Source organism: Rubrivivax gelatinosus (assembly GCF_016583785.1).
GTDB lineage: Bacteria > Pseudomonadota > Gammaproteobacteria > Burkholderiales > Burkholderiaceae_C > Rubrivivax > Rubrivivax gelatinosus_B.
The window spans coordinates 13685-33163 of the sequence record NZ_NRRU01000025.1 but is presented as its reverse complement, the minus strand read 5'-3'; the positions used below and the strand labels follow the sequence as shown (position 1 = coordinate 33163).

Annotated in this window: 16 protein-coding genes; 6 read left to right on the top strand and 10 right to left on the bottom strand. The window is 71.0% G+C overall.

Annotated features, from left to right (window positions below; genetic code table 11):
- The first annotated feature begins 116 nt into the window (after nt 1-116).
- Nucleotides 117-1487 (top strand): tryptophanase, encoded by a 1371-nt coding sequence (locus CKO43_RS08660; RefSeq protein WP_200378396.1) that lies wholly within the window; start codon nt 117-119, stop codon nt 1485-1487.
- 115 nt (nt 1488-1602) lie between these two features.
- Nucleotides 1603-5469, top strand: coding sequence for a CHASE domain-containing hybrid sensor histidine kinase/response regulator (locus CKO43_RS08655; protein WP_200378395.1), 3867 nt, complete (start codon nt 1603-1605; stop codon nt 5467-5469).
- Between the two features lie 360 nt (nt 5470-5829).
- On the opposite strand, the gene CKO43_RS08650 is transcribed toward CKO43_RS08655, so the two are convergent.
- Together CKO43_RS08650 and glmS are read right to left on the bottom strand one after the other, a co-directional pair.
- Nucleotides 5830-6258: a VOC family protein gene (locus CKO43_RS08650; RefSeq protein ID WP_200227152.1), complete on the bottom strand. Its 429-nt coding sequence runs from the start codon at nt 6256-6258 to the stop codon at nt 5830-5832.
- Between the two features lie 213 nt (nt 6259-6471).
- Nucleotides 6472-8322 (bottom strand): glutamine--fructose-6-phosphate transaminase (isomerizing), encoded by a 1851-nt coding sequence (glmS, locus tag CKO43_RS08645; protein ID WP_200227151.1) that lies wholly within the window; start codon nt 8320-8322, stop codon nt 6472-6474.
- A gap of 153 nt (nt 8323-8475) precedes the next feature.
- Here glmS and CKO43_RS08640 point away from each other — a divergent pair, with 153 nt between their 5' ends.
- Both CKO43_RS08640 and CKO43_RS08635 read left to right on the top strand, forming a co-directional pair.
- Nucleotides 8476-8943 carry an Lrp/AsnC family transcriptional regulator gene (locus tag CKO43_RS08640; protein WP_200378408.1) on the top strand — a complete coding sequence of 156 codons (468 nt, stop codon included), beginning with the start codon at nt 8476-8478 and terminating at the stop codon, nt 8941-8943.
- Nucleotides 8944-9023: 80 nt separating this feature from the next.
- Nucleotides 9024-9953: a YcjF family protein gene (locus CKO43_RS08635; protein ID WP_200378394.1), complete on the top strand. Its 930-nt coding sequence runs from the start codon at nt 9024-9026 to the stop codon at nt 9951-9953.
- A 9-nt stretch (nt 9954-9962) separates the two neighbouring features.
- On the opposite strand, the gene CKO43_RS08630 is transcribed toward CKO43_RS08635, so the two are convergent.
- Genes CKO43_RS08630 through CKO43_RS08605 form a run of 6 tightly spaced genes read right to left on the bottom strand, consistent with a single transcriptional unit; the run spans nt 9963 to nt 15386 of the window.
- Nucleotides 9963-11144 (bottom strand): class I SAM-dependent rRNA methyltransferase, encoded by a 1182-nt coding sequence (locus CKO43_RS08630; RefSeq protein WP_200378393.1) that lies wholly within the window; start codon nt 11142-11144, stop codon nt 9963-9965.
- Nucleotides 11145-11179: 35 nt separating this feature from the next.
- Nucleotides 11180-12121, bottom strand: a complete 942-nt coding sequence (locus CKO43_RS08625; RefSeq protein ID WP_200378392.1) for a tyrosine-type recombinase/integrase — start codon at nt 12119-12121, stop codon at nt 11180-11182.
- Nucleotides 12122-12129: 8 nt separating this feature from the next.
- Nucleotides 12130-12795: a DUF484 family protein gene (locus CKO43_RS08620; RefSeq protein ID WP_200227143.1), complete on the bottom strand. Its 666-nt coding sequence runs from the start codon at nt 12793-12795 to the stop codon at nt 12130-12132.
- On the bottom strand, nt 12792-13637 hold the full coding sequence (dapF, locus tag CKO43_RS08615; protein ID WP_200227141.1) for a diaminopimelate epimerase: 846 nt from the start codon (nt 13635-13637) through the stop codon (nt 12792-12794). The genes CKO43_RS08620 and dapF overlap by 4 nt, the downstream gene beginning before the upstream one ends.
- Before the next feature lie 7 nt (nt 13638-13644).
- Nucleotides 13645-14535, bottom strand: a complete 891-nt coding sequence (locus CKO43_RS08610) for an LpxL/LpxP family acyltransferase (RefSeq protein ID WP_200227139.1) — start codon at nt 14533-14535, stop codon at nt 13645-13647.
- Entirely contained in the window at nt 14532-15386 is an 855-nt protein-coding gene (locus tag CKO43_RS08605; protein ID WP_200227137.1) for a lysophospholipid acyltransferase family protein, read from the bottom strand. The genes CKO43_RS08610 and CKO43_RS08605 overlap by 4 nt, the downstream gene beginning before the upstream one ends.
- Before the next feature lie 212 nt (nt 15387-15598).
- On the opposite strand from CKO43_RS08605, the gene metK reads away from it, so the two are divergent.
- Both metK and CKO43_RS08595 read left to right on the top strand, forming a co-directional pair.
- Nucleotides 15599-16780: a methionine adenosyltransferase gene (metK, locus tag CKO43_RS08600; RefSeq protein ID WP_200227135.1), complete on the top strand. Its 1182-nt coding sequence runs from the start codon at nt 15599-15601 to the stop codon at nt 16778-16780.
- Between the two features lie 300 nt (nt 16781-17080).
- The gene (locus CKO43_RS08595) at nt 17081-17863 is read left to right on the top strand and encodes a MipA/OmpV family protein (RefSeq protein WP_200378391.1); all 783 of its coding nucleotides are present in this window, start codon (nt 17081-17083) and stop codon (nt 17861-17863) included.
- An 18-nt stretch (nt 17864-17881) separates the two neighbouring features.
- Here the strand turns inward: CKO43_RS08595 and CKO43_RS08590 are convergent, their stop codons facing one another.
- Nucleotides 17882-18253 (bottom strand): response regulator, encoded by a 372-nt coding sequence (locus CKO43_RS08590; RefSeq protein WP_200227131.1) that lies wholly within the window; start codon nt 18251-18253, stop codon nt 17882-17884.
- A 38-nt stretch (nt 18254-18291) separates the two neighbouring features.
- Nucleotides 18292-19251 carry a chemotaxis protein CheX gene (locus CKO43_RS08585; RefSeq protein ID WP_200227129.1) on the bottom strand — a complete coding sequence of 320 codons (960 nt, stop codon included), beginning with the start codon at nt 19249-19251 and terminating at the stop codon, nt 18292-18294.
- Nucleotides 19252-19479: the final 228 nt, after the last annotated feature.

The following is a 19479-nucleotide window of genomic DNA, read 5'->3' as shown; positions in this document are numbered from 1 at the left end:
CCCCGCAACCCCTTTGGGCGCTGAGCGCGGTCCGGCATTTCCGGGCAACCGCAGCGCATCGGCCCCATCGCGCAACGGTTGCCGCGGGAGTACGGGGCCGTACTGGAGCCCCTTGGATGAAGACCATCATCGAGCCCTTCCGCATCAAGTCGGTCGAACCGATCCGCCTGACGACCCGCGAAGAGCGCCAGCAACACCTCGTTGCCACCGGCCACAACCTCTTCGGCCTGCCCTCGGACGCCGTCCTGATCGACCTGCTGACCGACTCCGGCACCGGCGCCATGTCCTCGCTGCAGTGGGCCGCCGTGATGCGCGGCGACGAGAGCTACGCCGGCAGCCCCAGCTTCTACCGCTTCGAAGCGGCGGTGAAGCACCTGATGCCGTTCAGGCACGTGATCCCGACGCACCAGGGCCGGGCCGCGGAGGCGATCCTGTTCTCGATCTTCGGCGGGGCCGGCCGGCGCATCCCGTCGAACACGCACTTCGACACCACGCGCGGCAACATCGAGGCCTCGGGCGCGATCGGCGACGACCTCGTCATCGCCGAAGGCCGGGACCCGCGCAGCGAGCACCCGTTCAAGGGCAACATGGACCTGGAGCGGCTGGAGGCCTACCTGCAGCGCCACCACGACGAGGTGCCGCTGGTGATGATCACCATCACCAACAACGCCGGCGGCGGCCAGCCGGTGAGCCTGGCCAACATCCGCGCCGTGGCCGAGCTGGCGCACCGCCACGGCAAGCCTTTCGTCATCGACGGCTGCCGCTTCGCCGAGAACGCCTGGTTCATCAAGACGCGCGAAGAAGGCCAGGGCGGGCGTTCGATCGAGGACATCGTGCGCGACTGCTTCGCGGTGGCCGACGGCATGACGATGAGCGCCAAGAAGGACGCCTTCGGCAACATCGGCGGCTGGCTGGCGCTGAACGACGACGAGCTGGCCGAGCAGGCACGCCAGCACCTGATCCGCACCGAAGGTTTCCCGACCTACGGCGGCCTGGCCGGGCGCGACCTGGACGCGCTGGCGCAAGGGCTGCGCGAGATCGTCGACGAGGACTACCTGCGCTACCGCATCCGCACCAACGCCTACATCGTCGAGCGCCTGGACGCGATGGGCATCCCGGTCGTCAAGCCCGCCGGCGGCCACGCGGTATTCATCGACGCACGCGCCTGGCTGGCGCACATCCCGCCGCTGCAGTACCCGGGCCAGGCGCTGGCCGTGGCGCTGTACGAGGTGGCCGGCATCCGCAGCTGCGAGATCGGCACGGTGATGTTCGGCCGCCAGCCCGACGGCAGCGAGAAGCCCGGGGCGATGGACCTGGTGCGGCTGGCCTTCCCGCGGCGGACCTACACCCAGAGCCACGCCGACTACGTCGTCGAGGCCTTCGAGGAGGTGGCGGCGGGCAAGGACGGGCTGACGGGGTACCGGATCGTCAGCGAGCCCAAGCTGATGCGGCACTTCACCTGCCGGTTCGAGAAGCTGGCGCCCTGACGCGGCAGGCGTCCCCGCGCGCGCCCGACACGCGGGGACGCCCCTTCCGGCGAGGGATGCGCGGCGCGTTTTCCACACGCCAGGGTCACCGGGTTCCACCGTACCATCGTCGGCGATGAACCTCGCCCCGGTGTCGCAGGTTTCCGCCGCCAAGGCCCTGACGGCCGCAGCCGTGCTGCTGGCGGGGCTCGTCATCAGCGCCGCGCTGGCCTGGCATCAGCAGCGCTCGGTCACGCAGCAGCGCCAGGAGCAGTTCGTGCATCTCGCGGCGGGCGCCGCCGACCAGCTGAGGGCCAACGTCCTGAGCTACGAACGCGGGCTGCGCGGCCTGCGTGGTGCCATCGTCGCGCTGGGGCCGCAGCGGCTGGACCGGGCGGCCTTCCTGGCCTACAGCCAGACACGCGACCTCGACCGCGAGTTTCCCGGCGCGCGCGGCGTCGGCTACATCCAGCGCGTGACGCAGGGCGAGGAGGCGGCCTTCGCGCAAGACATCCGCCGCCGGGGCTGGACGGGCTTCCAGGTCCGTCATCTGGCACCTCACGATGGCGAGCACTGGGTGATCGTCGACGTCGCTCCGGGCGTCCGCAACGCGGGTGCGTCTGGGCTGGACATCGCGTCGGAGCCCCGGCGCCGCGCCGCCGCGGCGCTCGCGATGCGCAGCAATGCGGCCGCGATCAGCGCGCCGATCACGCTGGTGCAGGCCACCACGGCGCCAGCCCAGGGTTTCCTGATGCTGCTGCCGGTGCGGCTGGCCGGCGCGCCCGCCGACGGCGAGGTCTGGGGCTGGACCTACGCGCCCATCGTCGCGCCCGAGCTGATCGCCGCGACCGGCCTGGCCACCGACCTCTTCCATCTCGCCGCCGACGACGTGACCGAGGGCGAGACCGGCTCGGCCGGGCGCTTCTACGACAGCGGACTGAAGGCCGGCGACGAGACGGTGCGCACCGTGGTCGAGCGCGAGGTGCTCGGCCGCCGCTGGCGCCTGCAGATGAGCGCCACGCCGGCCTTCATGGCGCGGCCCGTCGGCACCGAGCCGCGCACGCTGTTCCTCGCCGGTGCCGCGGCCAGTGCGCTGGCGGCCTTCGCGGCCGCGCTGCTGGCCGGGGCGGCGGCGCAGCGGCGCCAGACGGCCATCGAACGTTCGCGCCGAGCCGCCATCGTCGAACGTTCGGGCGACGCGATCGTCGGCCTGTCGCTGGACGGCGGCGTCACCGACTGGAACCGCGGCGCCGAGCGCCTGTTCGGCTATCCGGCCGCCGAAGCGCTGGGCCGGCCGCTGGCCTCGCTGATCCTGCCTCCGGGACACGAGGCGGAGGACACGCAGCTGCTGCGCCGCGCCGCTGCCGGCGAAGCCATCGAGCCGCTGGACACGCAGCGCCGCCGCCGCGACGGGCAGCTGCTGGACGTCTCGATCGCGCTCGGGCCCATCGCCGACGAGACCGGCCACGTCGTCGGCGTGGCGGCCATCGTGCGCGACTCCGGCCAGCGTGCGGCGCGGCTGCGCAGCGCCGAGCAGGAACGTGCCGTCGCGACCGAACGCGCCGAGCTCGCCGAAGCCACGCTCAGCGCCGCGCAGCGCGACTACCTGACGCTGTCCACCGCGATCACGGCGCAGTCGCTGTACTCGGTGACCGACCCCCAAGGCACGATCCTCGACGCCAACGAGCACTTCTGCCGCGTCAGCGGGCGCTCGCGCGACGAGCTTCTGGGCCGCACCCACCGCGTCGTCAGCTCGGGAACGCACGCGCCGGAGTTCTGGAGCGTGCTGTGGCGGACCATCGCCGCCGGCCGCGCCTGGCAGGGCGAGGTGTGCAACCGCGCGAAGGACGGCGGCCTGTTCTGGATGGACAGCGTCATCGTCCCGGTGCTCGACCCGGACGGCACGATCGTGCGCTACCTGGCGGTGGGCACCGACATAACCGCGCTGAAGCAGGCCGAACAGAAGCTCGAGCAGCTCAACGAAGAACTCGCGCGGCGCGTCGACCAGGCCGAGACGGCGACCCGCGCCAAGAGCGCCTTCCTGGCCAACATGAGCCACGAGATCCGCACGCCGATGAACGCGATCATCGGCCTGACCCACCTGATGGCGCGCGACGCCGCCGAACCGACGCTGCGCGAGCGCCTGCACAAGGTGGACGACGCGGCGCGCCACCTGCTGCAGGTCATCAACGACATCCTGGACCTGTCCAAGATCGAGGCCGGGCGGCTGACGCTGGAGAACGCCGAGTTCTCGCGCGACGAGCTGATGCACCGCGTGCTGGACATGGTGGCCGAAGGCGCGGCGCACAAGGGGCTGGAGCTGGTGCTGGACGCCGGCCAGCTGCCCGAGCGGCTGCGCGGCGACGCCAAGCACCTGGCGCAGGCGCTGATCAACCTGCTGGCCAACGCCGTCAAGTTCACCGACAGCGGCTGGATCCGGCTGCGCGGCGAACGCGTCGCCTCCGAGGGCGGGCGCCTGCTGGTGCGATTCGAGGTCCGCGACACCGGGATCGGCATCGCGCCGGAGCGCCAGGCGCGGCTGTTCCAGGCCTTCGAGCAGGCCGATGCCTCGACGACACGCCGCTACGGCGGCACCGGCCTGGGCCTGGCGCTGACGCGGCACCTGGCGCGGCTGATGGGCGGCGACGTCGGCGTCGACAGCAGCCCCGGGCAGGGCAGCAGCTTCTGGTTCAGCTGCTGGCTGGGCCAGGGCGACGCCCGCGGCGACGTCCGCTGGCCTGCCGTCCAGGCGCCGTTCGGCATGCGGGCGCTGGTGGTCGACGACCTCGCCGAGTCGCGCGAGGTGCTCGCCGACCTGCTGCGGCGCGTCGGCATGCAGGTCGACGAGGCAGGCGACGGCACGCAGGCGATCAAAGTTGTCATCGCCGAACGCGCCGCCGGCCGGCCCCATGACCTGCTCGTCGTCGACTGGCACATGCCGGGGCTGGACGGCATCGAGACCGTGCTCGAGCTGCGACGCCACGAAGGCGAGCTGCCGCCGTGCATCCTCGTGACCGCCCACGACGCCGACGCGCTTCGCAGCCGTGCCCGGCAGGCGCAGTTCGTCGCCGTGCTCGCCAAGCCGGTCACGCCGTCGTCGATCAACGACGCCCTGTCGCAGGCGCTGCTGAGCCTGCCGGCGGGTGCACCGGTGGCGGCGCGGCCGTCCGACGCCCTGACGCGGCTGCAACGCCGGCCGGCGCGGCCGCACGTGCTGCTGGCCGAGGACAACCAGGTGAACCAGGAGGTGGCCTGCGCACTGCTGGAGGATGCCGGCATCGTCGTCGAGGTGGCAGCCGACGGCGAGCAGGCGGTCGAGCAGGCGGCACGCGGCGGCTTCGACATGATCCTGATGGACATGCAGATGCCGGGAACCGACGGCCTGGAGGCGACGCGCCGCATCCGCGCGCGGCTCGGCGACGCCCTGCCCATCGTCGCGATGACGGCCAACGCCTTCGGCGAGGACCGGGCCGCCTGCCTGGCCGCGGGCATGAACGACCACATCGCCAAACCGGTCGAGGCGATGACGCTCTACGAAACCCTGCTGCGCTGGCTGCCGCCGGGCGAGGCCGCCGCACCCGCCGCCGGCGCGACACGTGGCGGCACGGCCGGCCTGGCCGCCTCGCTGCAGGAGACCGGGGCGCTGGACGTGCAGGCGGCCCTGCGCCACACCGCGGGGAACCCCCGGGCGTTGGCGCGCGTGCTGCAGCGTTTCGTCGCGCGATATGGCTCCGGCATCCCGGCCTGGCGCACGCCGCCGGCCGATGATCAGCGCCGGCCCTGGCAGGACCAGGCGCACTCGCTGCGCGGCGCCTGCGCGACCATAGGCGCTACCGCGCTGGCCGACGAGGTCGGCCGCTTCGAGGCGGCGCTGGCAGGCGGGTCAGGCTCCGACGACGAGCTGCAGGCGCGGGCGCGGGCGATCGACGGGCAGCTGGTCGAGCTGGCTGAACGCGTCGCGCAGGCGCTGGCGCAGGGCGGCAGCACTGCCGCAGCCGGCTGAGCTTCAGGCGACAGGCGCCCCGCTCGCGCAGCAGCGGCGACTAGCTCATGGAGCGGCGCGAAGCCGCGGCCGCCGAACGCGAGGGCAGGCCCGTGCGCACTTTGCGCGAAGTGGACTTCCTGCTCGGCGTGCACGACGAGACCCGCATGGGGGCACTGCGCCTTCGGACGATGAGCTGGCCGAGCCGGCGCAGGGCCTGCGCGAGATCGTCAAGGTGATGTTCGGCCGCCAGCCCGACGGCCGCGAGAAGCCCCGGGGTGATGGACCTGGTGCGGCTGGCCTTCCCGCGGCGGAACTACACGCCGGCGCCGATTCGGCCGCAGGGCATTGGAGGCGCGGTGATGCCGCCCGCCGCCGCGGTCAGAACTCGATCACGACCGACGCAGCGCTGCGTTTGGCTTCACCGTGATAGACGGCTTCGATGTTGTTGCCGTCCGGGTCCAGGACAAAAGCCGCGTAATAACCAGGATGGTAGGCACGCTCGCCGGGAGCGCCATGGTCCTGGCCGCCATGGGCGAGTGCGGCCTTGTAGAAGTTGTCCACCATCGCCCTGTCCTGCGCCTGGAAGGCCAGGTGATGGCGCCCGGTCAGCACCCCCAGCGCAGCCGGGCTGTCGACGGCGGTGACGAATAGCTCGTCGGCCCAGAAGTAGCCCTCGCCCGTGCCGCCCATCGGCACGCCGAGCGAATCGAGGATGGCGGCGTAAAAGGCTTGACTGGCCGGGAGATCCCGCACCACGAGTTGGACGTGATCGATCAATCGGCCACGATGCAGGGCCTGCGTTTCCATGGACAGCTCGCTTGACTCAGTCGACAAAGACTGGTGACGAGCATAGCGCTCGAGGGCGCTTTGCCGTGCGCCTGGCGCTGGCGTTCGGAGCCGTGAACGTTGTTCCGGTCAGCCATCACGAACCACCCGCGCCGGCGGCTGCCGAAAGCCGAGGTGATGGAGCGACTTCATCGCTGGTCGCCTGGCTGACGGCGGTGCCGCCAGCGCAGCCCCTCACTCCACCGTCACCGACTTCGCCAAATTCCGCGGCTTGTCCACATCCGTTCCCCGCGCACAAGCCACGTGATACGCCAGCAACTGCAGCGGCACCACGTGCAGGATCGGCGACAGCCGCCCGTAGTGCTCGGGCATGCGGATGACGTGCACGCCGGGTTCGCTGGCGATGTGGGTGTCGGCGTCGGCGAAGACGTAGAGCTGGCCGGCGCGGGCGCGCACTTCCTGCATGTTGCTCTTGAGCTTCTCCAGCAGCGCGTCGTTCGGCGCCACCGTCACCACCGGCATCTGCTCGGTCACCAGCGCCAGCGGGCCGTGTTTCAGCTCGCCGGCGGGGTAGGCCTCGGCGTGGATGTAGCTGATCTCCTTGAGCTTCAGCGCTCCCTCCAGCGCGATCGGATAGTGCAGCCCGCGGCCCAGGAACAGCGCGTTCTCCTTGCGCGAGAAGTCCTCGCTCCAGGCGATGACCTGCGGCTCCAGCGCCAGCACGGCCTGCAGCGCCATCGGCAGATGGCGCAGCGCCTTCAGCTCCTCGGCTTCCTGCTCGTCGGTCAGCCGCCCCTTCACCTGCGCCAGCGCCAGCGTCAGCAGGTACAGGCCCACCAGCTGGGTCGTGAAGGCCTTGGTGCTGGCGACACCGATCTCCACGCCGGCGCGCGTGACGTAGGCCAGCTCGCACTCGCGCACCATCGCGCTGGTCGCCACGTTGCAGATGGTCAGCGTGTGCTTCATGCCCAGGCTGCGCGCGTGTTTCAGCGCAGCCAGCGTGTCGGCGGTCTCGCCGCTCTGGCTGATGGTGACGACCAGCGTGCGCGGGTCGGGCACGCTGTCGCGGTAGCGGTATTCGCTGGCGATCTCGACCGTGGTCGGGATGCCGGCCACCGACTCCAGCCAGTAGCGCGCGGTGCTGCCGGCGTAGTAGCTGGTGCCGCAGGCCAGGATCAGCACGCGGTCGATCTCCTTGAACACGCGGTACGCGCCGTCGCCGAACAGCTCGGGGCTGATGCCGGGCACGCCGTCCAGCGTGTCGGCGATCGCCTTGGGCTGCTCGAAGATCTCCTTCTGCATGTAGTGCCGGTACGGCCCCAGCTCGGCAGCACCGCTGTAGGCGGCCACGGTGCGCACCGGGCGCTCCACGCCGCGGTAGCGGCCCTGTTCGTCGGCGGCGCTGATCCACACGCGGCCCAGCTGCAGGTCGACGACGTCGCCCTCTTCCAGGTAGACGATGCGGTCGGTGACGCCGGCCAGCGCCATCGCGTCCGAGGCGACGAAGTTCTCGCCCTCGCCCAGCCCCAGCACCAGCGGCGAGCCCTGGCGCGCGCCGATCACGCGGTGCGGCTCGTCGCGGCAGAACACGGCGATGGCGTAGGCGCCGCGCAGCCGCGGCAGCGCGCGCTGCACCGCTTCCAGCAGGTCGCCTTCGTAATAGCGGTGCACCAGGTGGGCGATGACCTCGGTGTCGGTCTGGCTGGTGAAGACGTAGCCGCGCAGCTGCAGCTCGGCGCGCAGCTCGTCGTGGTTCTCGATGATGCCGTTGTGCACCAGCGCCACCCGCCCCGGGCCGTCGCCGCCGGGGCCGGGCGAGAAGTGCGGGTGCGCGTTGTGCACCAGCGGCGCGCCGTGCGTCGCCCAGCGCGTGTGGGCGATGCCGGTGGTGGCGGCAATCTCGTCACGCGCGACGTTGGCTTCCAGCTCGGCCACACGCGCGGTGCTGCGCGCCCGGCGCAGCTCGCCGCCCTGGTGCACCGCCACGCCGCAGGAGTCGTAGCCGCGGTATTCCAGCCGCTTCAGGCCTTCGATCAGGATCGGGACGATGTTGCGCGCGCTGACCGCGCCGACGATGCCGCACATGGGTGAACCTCTTGGAACTCGGTGCGGGCATCCTAGGACCGCGAGCCTGAACTTTTCATTCATTCGACGGCGCTTCGTGAACGATTCAACTGCTTTAATGCGGCATCGGACTATCGTTTCATATGAGGCATCCGTTTGGCGTATTCTTTCGCCATGGAACTCGACGCCACCGACCTGCGCCTGCTGGACCTGCTGCAAACCGACGCCTCGCTGTCCAACCAGGAGCTGGCGGCACGTGCGCTGACCTCGCCGGCGACGGCGCTGCGCCGGGTGCGGCGGCTGCTGGACGCCGGCATCGTCGAGCGCCGCGTCGCCATCCTCTCGCCCGAACGCCTGGGCCCGGGGCTGACGGCACTGGTCGAGATCACGCTCGACCGCCAGGGCGCCGAGCACCTGGACACGTTCGAAGCGCGCGTGGCCGCCGACACCGCGGTGCAGCAGTGCTACCGCGTCTCGCCGGGGCCGGACTTCGTGCTCGTGGTGCATGCCGCCGACATGCCGGGTTACCACGCGCTGGTGCAGCGCCTGTTCACGCAGGACGCCAACGTGCGCAACGTGAAGGCCTTCTTCAGCGTCAAACGCGCCAAGTTCGACCCGCGGCTGCCGCTGCCGGCGCGCTGACGGCGCCCAAGCACCTTCGCGCCGGCGGTGTTCGGCGCTGTCGCTAGAGTGCGGCGCCGTTGCATCCACGAGGCCGCCGCATGAACACCGAAGACACCCGCGCCATCCTGACGATCAGCCTGCTGGCGGCTTTTGCCGACGGCCGCAAGCACGAACGCGAGCACGAGCAGGTGCGCCGCATCGCCGAAGGCCTGGCGCAGGACGCGGCGGTCGGCCTGCCGCAGCTGGTGCAGGACGTGCTTTTGAAGCGTGTGGACGTGGCCGGCGCCGCCGCCGCGCTGGGCAGCGCCGAGGCGCGCCAGCTGGCCTACGAGATGGCGGTGGGCGTCTGCGATGCCGACGGCGCGCAGTCGGCCGCCGAACGTGCCTTCCTCGCCGACCTGGCGCAGCGGCTGCAGCTGGACGGCGCCGAAGCCAGCGCCTACTCGGCGCAGGCCGAGACACTGGCCGAGGCCGCCCTGCCGGTGGCCGCGGCACCCGCCGCCGGCACCAAACCGGTGGTCGACGAAGCCGAACTCGACCGTGCCATCGTCAACGCGGCCGTCGTCAACGGCGCGCTCGAGCTGCTGCCCGAGTCCTTGTCCACGCTGGCCATCATCCCGCTGCAGATGAAGCTGGTGCACCGCGTCGGCCTGGCCTACGGTTACCCGCTGGACAGCGGCCACGTGAAGGACTTCCTGGCCACCGCCGGCGTGGGCCTCACCTCGCAGTACCTGGAGCAGGCCGGGCGCAAGCTGCTCGGCGGGCTGCTGGGCAAGGGGCTGTTCGGCGGCCTGGGCAAACAGGCGGTCAGCTCGGGGCTGGCGTTCGCGACGACCTGGGCGCTGGGCCACGTCGCCAAGCGCTACTACGCGGGCGGCCGCACGCTGTCGGCCGAGCTGCTGCGCCAGTCCTACACCGACCTGCTGCAGCAGGCGCGTGGGCTGCAGGCGCAGTACGGCCCGCAGATCCAGCAGCAGGCGCGCACGCTCGACACCACCAAGGTGATGGCGCTGGTGCGCGGGCGCTGAGCGCCGGCGCTACTGCTTGACGATCGCCAGCCCCTTCAGGTACTCGCCTTCGGGGAAGAACAGCGTCGTCGGGTGGTCGGGCGCACTCTCCAGCCGCGCCAGGATGGCACCGTCGACACCGGCGTCCATCGCCGCGCCGGCGACGATCTTGTGGAACAGGTCGGCGCTGATGCCGCCCGAGCAGCTGAAGGTCAGCAGCAGGCCACCCGGCTCCAGCAGCTTCAGCGCCAGGCGGTTGATGTCCTTGTAGGCACGCGACGCGCGTTCGGCGTGCGCGGCCGTAGGCGCGTACTTGGGCGGGTCCAGCACGATGGCGTCGTAGCTGCGGCCGGCCTTGATCTCGTCGCGCAGGAACTGGTTGACGTCGGCGTCCTGCGTCTGGCTGCGCGCGCCGTCGAAACCGTTCAGCTCGACGTGGGCGCGTACACGCTCCAGCGCCGGTGCCGACGAGTCGATGCTGGTGACGTGGCGGGCGCCGCCGGCCAGCGCCGCGACGGTGAATCCGCCGGTGTAGCTGAAGCAGTTCAGCACCCGGCGTGCGCCCTGCTGGCGCACCAGCTCGGCAAAACGCGCGCGGTTGTCGCGCTGGTCGAGGTAGAAGCCGGTCTTGTGGCCGGTGGCCACGTCCAGCGTCAGCCTCCAGCCGTGTTCGCGGATCGTGACCTCGGTGCCGCCGCCGCCCCGCAGCCAGCCGGTGGCGGGCTCCAGCCCTTCGAGCGAACGCACGCTGGCGTCGGAGCGCTCGTACAGGCCGCGCGCGCCGGTCTGCACCATCAGCGCGTCGGCGATCACGTCCTTCCAGCGCACGCTGCCCACCGACAGGAACTGCACCGACAGCAGGTCGCCGTAGCGGTCGACGACCAGACCCGGCAGGCCGTCGGCTTCGCCGTGCACCAGGCGCACGCCGTCGCTGGCCACCGGCAGCCGCGCACGCAGCGCCAGCGCACGGGCGATGCGGCGCTCGAAGAAGTCGGCGTCTATGCGCTCGCTGGCTTCGAAGCTCCAGGCGCGCACCCGGATCGTCGAGTTCGGGCTGTAGGCGCCCCAGGCCAGGAAGCTGCCGTCGGCGGCTTCCACACGCACGGTCTCGCCGGCGTCGGCCTTGCCTTTTTCGACGCTGCCCTGGAACACCCAGGGGTGGCGGCGCTGCAGCGAGCGCTCCTTGCCTTCGCGCAGTCTGATCGTTTTCATGGGCGCGATTGTCGCTGCGGCCGGGCGCGCAGCCTTCAGCCGCCTTCGGGCGTCTTGCGTTTGGCGCGCGGGTGCGCGGCGTCGTAGGCACGCGCCAGGTGCTGGAAGTCGAGCTGGGTGTAGACCTGGGTCGTCGAGATGCTGGCGTGGCCCAGCAGCTCCTGCACCGCACGCAGGTCACCGCTGCTCTGCAGCAGATGGCTGGCGTAGCTGTGGCGCAGCATGTGCGGGTGCACGTGCGTCGGCAGCCCGGCCTGCAGCGCGATCTGCTTGAGCCGCGCGCGCAAGGCGCCTTGCGACAGGCGCTCACCACGCCGGCTGACGAAGAGCGCCGGCTCGCCGGCCGCCGCCAGCTGCGCCCGCTGCGCCAGCCAGGCCGCCAGCGCCTCCAGCGCCTTGGCGCCGACCGGCACGCTGCGGCGCTTGCGGCCTTTGCCCAGCACGTGGGCGCTGGCGTCGTCGACGTCGATCCAGCCGGCCGCCGTGGCCGAGGGCGCCAGGTCCAGCGCCAGCAGCTCGCCGATGCGCAGCCCGCAGCCGTAGAGCAGCTCGACGATGGCGTGGTCGCGCGCCGCCAGGCGGGCGTCGCCGTCTTCGTTCTCGTGTTCGGCCAGCGCCACCGCGTGGTCGACCGACAGCGCCTTGGGCAGCGGCTTGGGCGCCTTGGGCGCGCGCAGGCCGTCGACCGGGTTCGCCGGCACCAGCCCTTCGCGCCCCCACCAGCGGTACAGCCCGCGCCAGGCCGACAGCACCAGCGCGATGCTGCGCGGCGCCAGGCCGCTGGTGCGCAGCTGCGCCATCCAGCGGCGCACGTGGTGCGGCAGCGCGGCGCGCAACTCGACGCCGTCGGCCGCGGCCGAGGCCGTCAGCCGGCCGAGGGCGTCGCGGTACAGCGTCAGCGTGCGCGCCGACAGGCGGCGCTCGACGCTCAGGTGGTCCAGCCAGCGCTGCGCGTCATCCGGCAGCGTGCCGTCCATCGGATCGTTCAGGCGGTCAGACGAGAGAGGGCAGCACCCGCGACGTCGCCGATGCGCGCCAGGAACTCGGTGCCCATGTCGGCGCTGTAGCGCGTGGGGTCGGGCGAGCCCAGGATCAGCAGTCCGAAGCTGACCGGGCCGCTGCGCAGCGGGATCAGCGCGACCGAGGCGATGGCCGTCGGCTCGGGCAGCCAGCCGACCGACTCGAAGCCGGCGTTGACGCCGCAGTACGGCTGCGTGAGGCTGTCGACGAAGCTCTTGGCGTCGTCGCTCACAGGGGCGCTGTAGCGCTGGCCCTGGTGCTCCGGGGCGACGCCCCAGACGCGGATCGCCGCCTGCGGGATCATGAACTGGTGCTGCAGCTCGTCGACCAGCACCTCGGGCAGCGCGGCGGCGTCGGCGGTGACGAGCAGCGCGCGGGTCCAGCGGTGCAGGCGGTCGGCGATGCCGACGTTCTCCTGGCTGTGCCGGATCATCTCGACGATGCGCATCTCCAGACCCTTGATGCGGTCGCGCAGCATTTCCATCTGCCGCTCCTGCAGCGAGACGGCACGCTGGCCGTGCGGGCTGGTGAGCTGCACGCTGGACAGCAGCTCGGCGTGGCGCTCGAAGAAACCGGGCGTGTTGGCCAGGTACTCGGCGATGTCGTTCTCGGTGATGCCCTGGAGGTTCACAGCTCGATCTCTCCTTCGAAGACGGTAACGGCAGGGCCCGTCATCAGCACCGAGGCGCTGTCGTCGGGCCACTCGATCAGCAGGTCGCCGCCGCGCGCGTGCACCTCGACGCGGCGGTCGAGCCAGCCCAGGCGGATGCCGGCGACGACCGCGGCGCAGGCGCCGCTGCCGCAGGCCAGGGTCTCGCCGGCATCGCGTTCGTAGACACGCAGCCGGACCTCGCGGCGCGACAGCAGCTGCAGAAAGCCGGCGTTGACGCGGCGTGCAAAACGCGGGTGGCCCTCGACACGCGGGCCGATGGTCGCCACCGGCGCGCTGTCGACGTCGGCGACACGCATCACCGCGTGCGGGTTGCCCATAGACAGCACCGCGAGCTCGACGCCGACGTCCGCCAGCGGCCAGAGTTCGAAGCCGCCCTCGGCGCGCGGCACCAGGCCGCTGGCGTCGAAGGGCACACGCGCCAGATCGAAGATCGGGCGGTTCATGTCGACGCGCACGCGGCCGTCGTCGGCCAGCGTCAGCTCGAGCTGGTTGTTGACGGTCTCGACGCGGATGGTCTTCTTGTCCGTCAGGCCGTGGTCGACGACGTAGCGCACGAAGCAGCGCGAGCCGTTGCCGCAGTGCTCGACCTCGTTGCCGGTGTTGTTGAAGATGCGGTAGCGGAAGTCGACGCCGGGCGTGCTGGCCGGCTCGATCAGGAGGATCTGGTCGGCACCGACGCCCAGGCGCCGGTCGCCCAGGTGACGCAGCTGCGCGGCCGACAGCTCCAGCGGCCTGCGGGTGGCGTCGAGCACGACGAAGTCGTTGCCGGCGCCGTGCATCTTGGTGAAGCGCAGTCGCATCGGCCGATTATCGCTTCGCATACAGCTTGGGCTCGCCCGGCGGGCGGGTCTTGAAGCGCTTGTGCACCCACAGGTACTGCGCCGGGTTGCGCAGGATCTCGCTCTCGATCCACTCGTTCATGCGGCGCGCATCGGCCTCGGGGTCGCCGCTGGGCCAGTCGGTGAAGGCAGGCAGGAAACGCACGCGGTAGCCGGCGCCGCCAGGCAGGAACTCGGCGACCACCGGCTGCACGATCATCTTCAGCGACGCCGCCATCTTGGCCGGCGCCATCAGCGTGGCCGCCGGTACGCCGAAGAAGGGCACGAACACGGCTTCGCGGCGGCCGAAGTCCATGTCGGGCAGGTTGAAGAAGGCGGCGCCGCGTTTGATCGCGCGGATCAGCGGCAGCACGCTCTCGTGGCGCGAAAACACCTCGCCCTGCTTGAAGCGCAGCCGGCCGGCGCGCATCGCGGCGTCGAAGGCCGGGATGCTCTGGCGCTGGTAGATCGAGGCCACCCAGCGCTTCTGGAACAGCTGGGTCGCGGCGCCGGCGACGTCCAGCGCCATGAAGTGCGGCACCAGCCACATCACCGGGCGCTCGCTCTCGTCGGCCAGGTGCACCTGGCCTTCGACCTGGATCAGGCGCTTCAGGCGCTCGGGGCTGGCGTACCAGAGCAGGCCGCGTTCGATCAGGCTGCGGCCCAGCCAGCCGAAGTGCTCGCGTGCGATGCGCTCGCGCTCGGCCAGCGGCATCTCGGGGAAACAGAGCTCCAGATTGCGCAGCGCGATGCGCCGGCGCGGGCCGGCGAAACGGTAGAACAGCGCGCCCAGGCCCTGGCCGAGCGCGGCCTGCACCCCCAGCGGCAGCCAGTGCAGCAGCCAGACCAGCGCCAGCACGACGCGCGCGGCGGCGTTCATGACGCGGCGGCGCGGCGCGGCGCCTTGTAGCGGTGGTAGCCCCAGAGGTACTGCGTGGGCTTCATGCGGATCACGGCTTCCATCGAACGGTTCACGGCCAGCGCGGCCGCCTCGTCATCAGCGCCTTCGGGCAGCGGCTCGGGCAGCGCCAGCACACGCACCGCGTAGCCGCTGCCGCGCTCCAGGCGCTCGGCCCAGACGATCGCGACGGCGGCGCCGGTCTGCTGCACCAGGCGCGCGGCCAGCGTCATCGTATAGGCGGGCTTGCCGAAGAACGGCGCCCACACGCCCTGCCCTTCGGGCGGCACCTGATCGGGCAGCAGGCCCACGGTTTCGCCTTTCTTCAAGGCGCGCAGCATCTGGCGCACGCCGGCCAGCGTCGCCGGCGCGGTGGCCAGCGCGGGCCGGGCGCGTGCGGTCTCCTCCAGTTCACGCAGCAGCTGCTTGCGCGCCGGGCGGTAGAGCACGGTGATCGGCTGGCGTGCGCCGAAACGTTCGGCATAGGCCTGGGCGGCGATCTCGAAGCTGCCCATGTGCGGCGTCAGCAGCACCAGGCCTTTGCCGCGGCCGAGCAGCGGCTCCAGCAGTTCGGCGCCTTCCCAGCGCACCGGGTCGGCGATCGGCTGCTCGCGCGGGCGCAGCCACAGCCGCGGCACTTCCATCACCAGGCGGCCGGCGTCGGCCACCGCTTCGCGGCGCTGGGCCGGCGTCAGCCCGGCGAGCGCGGCGTTGGCAGCCAGCCGGCGACGGTAGGTGGGAGACAACGCGTAGGCCAGCCAACCCAGCAAACCGCCCAACATGTGGAGAAATCTCAATGAACGGCGAGATAGCCAGCGGACCAGGAAATGCATGCTTGTATGATCCGCGCGTCGCCGAGTTAACAGGACAACTTGCGGGGCGACGCGGGGAGCCGAAGGATACCGAGCCCCCGCCGGGCCTGACGCCGCAGCATGCGGGGTTGGCTCAACAAATCCGCTAAAGCGTTCGCCGCGGCTCCAGAACTGTCTGACCCGACGATCGCGAAGTCAGGGTGCGATAGACAGACCAACAGGAGCTTTCAGCAGTGGCGAACGAATTCCTCTTCACCTCCGAATCCGTCTCCGAGGGCCATCCCGACAAGGTGGCCGACCAGATCTCGGACGCGATTCTCGACGCGATCTTCAAGCAGGACCCGCGCAGCCGCGTCGCCGCCGAAACGCTGACCAACACCGGCCTCGTGGTGCTGGCCGGCGAGATCACGACCAACGCGCACGTCGACTACATCCAGGTCGCGCGCGACACGATCAAGCGCATCGGCTACGACAACACCGACTACGGCATCGACTACAAGGGCTGCGCGGTGCTCGTGGCCTACGACAAGCAGAGCAACGACATCGCCCAGGGCGTGGACCACGCCAGCGACGACCACCTGAACACCGGTGCCGGCGACCAGGGCCTGATGTTCGGCTACGCCTGCGACGAGACGCCCGAGCTGATGCCCGCGCCGATCTACTACGCGCACCGCCTCGTCGAACGCCAGGCCGAGCTGCGCAAGAACGGCAAGCTGCCCTTCCTGCGCCCCGACGCCAAGAGCCAGGTGACGATGCGCTACGTCGACGGCAAGCCGCACTCGATCGACACCGTCGTGCTGTCGACCCAGCACCACCCCGACCAGAGCGAGACCGCCACCAAGCTGAAGCCCAGCTTCTACGAGGCGATCATCGAGGAGATCATCAAGCCGGTGCTGCCCAAGGAATGGCTGCAGGACACGCGCTACCTGGTCAACCCGACCGGCCGTTTCGTCATCGGCGGCCCGCAAGGCGACTGCGGCCTGACCGGCCGCAAGATCATCGTCGACACCTACGGCGGCGCCTGCCCGCACGGTGGTGGCGCGTTCTCGGGCAAGGACCCGTCCAAGGTCGACCGCTCGGCCGCCTACGCCGCGCGCTACGTCGCCAAGAACGTGGTCGCCGCCGGCCTGGCGCGCCAGTGCCAGGTGCAGGTGGCCTACGCCATCGGCGTCGCCAAGCCGATGAACATCACGGTCTACACCGAAGGCACCGGCGTCATCTCCGACACCGCGATCGCCAAGCTGGTCGAGACCCATTTCGACCTGCGCCCCAAGGGCATCATCCAGATGCTGGACCTGCTGCGCCCGATCTACGAGAAGACCGCGGCCTACGGCCACTTCGGCCGCGAAGAGCCCGAGTTCAGCTGGGAGAGAACTGACAAAGCGGCGGCGCTGCGCGCCGCAGCCGGGCTGTAAGCCCGCCGCGCGCAGCGCGGTATCCGGGCGCCAGCGCAGGCTGACTTCGCGCCAGCGAAGTCAAGGGCCGCAAGGCCCGGCCGGAGCTTGCGGACCGACAAAGCGGCCGCCCTGCGAGCGGCCGCCGGCCTGTAAGCCCGCCGCGCCAGGCGCGGCGTCGGTTCTCGGGCTTCGCTCATATCGCGCCAGCGATGTGAGCGAAGCCCAACGCCGGGATGGAGCGGCGGCGGCACGGTATGGCGCGCTTCACACGACAAGCGCGATGATCCGGGCTCCCATCCCTCCACCGACAGAGAAGCGATGACCCAGAACACGAACGGCGCGCCCCGGCTGCTGCTTGCCCTCGCCCTGCTGACGGCCGTCGCCGCCCATGCGGCCGAACCGAACGGCGCCGACCAGCCGGAGACCCAGCGCTGGGGCCTGGGCCTGGCCCTGGCCACCATGCGCAGTCCCTACGCCGGCGTCGACACGAAGACCCGGGTGCTGCCGCTGCTGACCTACGAGAGCCGATGGCTGCGCTTCGCCGGCACTCAGCTCGACCTGAAGCTGCCGTCCTACGGGACGCTGGACTTCGCGCTGCGCACCCAGTATTCGATCGGCGAAGGCTACGAGGCATCAGACTCCGACCGGCTGGCAGGGATGGCCGAACGCAAGGGCTCGGTCTACGTCGGGCTGGCTTCGACCTGGCACAACGCGGTCGCCAACGTCTCGCTGGCGTACCTGAAGGACGTCTCCGGCCACAGCGAGGGCTCGCAGCTGAAGCTGGGCATCGAACACGGCTTCACGTGGGGCCAGCAGGCCCGGATCGTCCCGCACCTCCAGTTCACGCGTCTGGACGGGACCTCCGTCGACTACTTCTACGGCGTGCGCTCCGACGAAGTGCGCCAGGGCCGCGCCGCGTACCAGGGCGATGCGACGCTGGCGGTGCAGGCCGGCGTGCGCGTCCAGTACAGCCTGGCTGCGCGCCAGCGACTGCTGGTGGACCTGTCGGCAACGCGTTATGGCAGCGGCGTCGCCGACAGCCCCATCGTCGAGCGCCGGACGGTGCCCCAGCTCAGGCTCGGCTACCTCTACGCCTTCTGAGCACCAGGCACGCCGCGCTCAGCTCAGCCCGCAGAACTTGCGGAACGGCGCCAGCACCGCGTCGCCGCGGAAGGGCTTGACGATCCAGCCGGTGACGCCGACCTCGCGCCCGCGGGCGCGGATCGCGGCGTTGTCCTCGGTCGTCAGCATGATGATGCGCACGTCCTTGTTGCCGAACTCGCTGCGGATCTTCTGCGCCATCGTCAGCCCGTCCATGTTGGGCATGTTGACGTCGCTGACGATCAGCCGGATGCCGGGGTCCTGCTGGAGCTTGGCGATGCCGTCGCGGCCGTCGCTGGCCACGGTGACTTCGAAACCGTTCTGGATGAGATAACTGGAGACGATCTCGCGCATCGTGCTCGAGTCGTCGACGACCAGGACATGGGCCATGGGACAGGATCCTCGCGCCACGCGACGCGCTGGGGGTTTCAGAAGAGTTCGAGTTCGCCGGTGCCGCCGGGCTTGTCGGTCGGGCTGGCGTATTCGGTGAAACGTTCGGGCTTCCACAGCAGGTTGAAGATCAGCCGCTGCACGATGATCAGCGGCGGCAGCCCCGGGCGCCGCGGGTCCGACAGCCGGTAGCGCACGCACAGCTGCGGGTCCTGCGAGCCGAAGGAGATGTACTTCTGCTCGTGGTTGATGACGATCGGCACCTGGGTCTGCTCGTTGGCGAAGGCCTCGGGCGGGATGTAGCGGTTCTTGAACGCGCCCCAGATCAGGTTGGTGGTCTCGCCCAGCAGGTGGTTGAGCTCGCGGAAGTTCAGGTCGCCGCCGACACCTTCGTAGCCGAAGCCCTGCAGCATGCCCTGGCGCAGCGCGCTCTCTTCCGTCTGCAGCATCATGTAGCCGCGGCACCAGGTGCTCTCCAGCGCGATCAGCGTCGACACCTGGCCGAAGATGATGCGGTCGTGCACGACGTACGGTGCTTCGTTGTCCACCTGGGCGTGCGGGAACATCGAGCGGATCGCGCCCGCCGTCAGCTCGACGACGCCGGTGACGAGCTCGGTCGGGTAGCGCAGGCTGAACAGGCTGCACTCGATCGCCTCGCGCAGCGTGTCGAGTTCGGTCCAGGGGTGGCTGGCCGCACGCGCCTGCTCGTCCGACAGCGGCAGCGTGCCGGTGCGGCGCAGGAAGATCGGCAGCTCGGGCCGCAGGCGGTTGATCGCCAGCGCCAGCGCCAGCGCGTCACCCGACTCGCAGGGCAGGTCCTCGGCCAGCATCACGCCGCCCAGGTCCTTGTGCTGGCCCAGCGTCGCCAGCGCGTCGGTTGCGCTGCGCGGCAGCACGACGAGCCCGAGCGACTGGGAAAAGTCCCACAGCGCCTGGTAGTGGCGGGGGTCGTGTTCGAGCAGCAGCACCTTCGCTGCGAGCGTGGGGGCATCGGACATGGCGGGCGCAGGGCGAAAGGTGTCGTGGTCGGCACCGTCTGCCGGGCCGGGCTCGGGCCCCGCGCGTGACATCGCGCTCGGGCCGTCGACAGGCGAGCGACGCCTTGCGGCGCCGCAGGTCCTGCCTCAGTCGCTGATCGGCCGCGCCAGGGCCCGGCTTGAGCCCTGCGCGCCCGCCGCCCGCTGCCCGGTCGGGACGAGCGTGTGGTTGTCCACGACCGGCGCGTG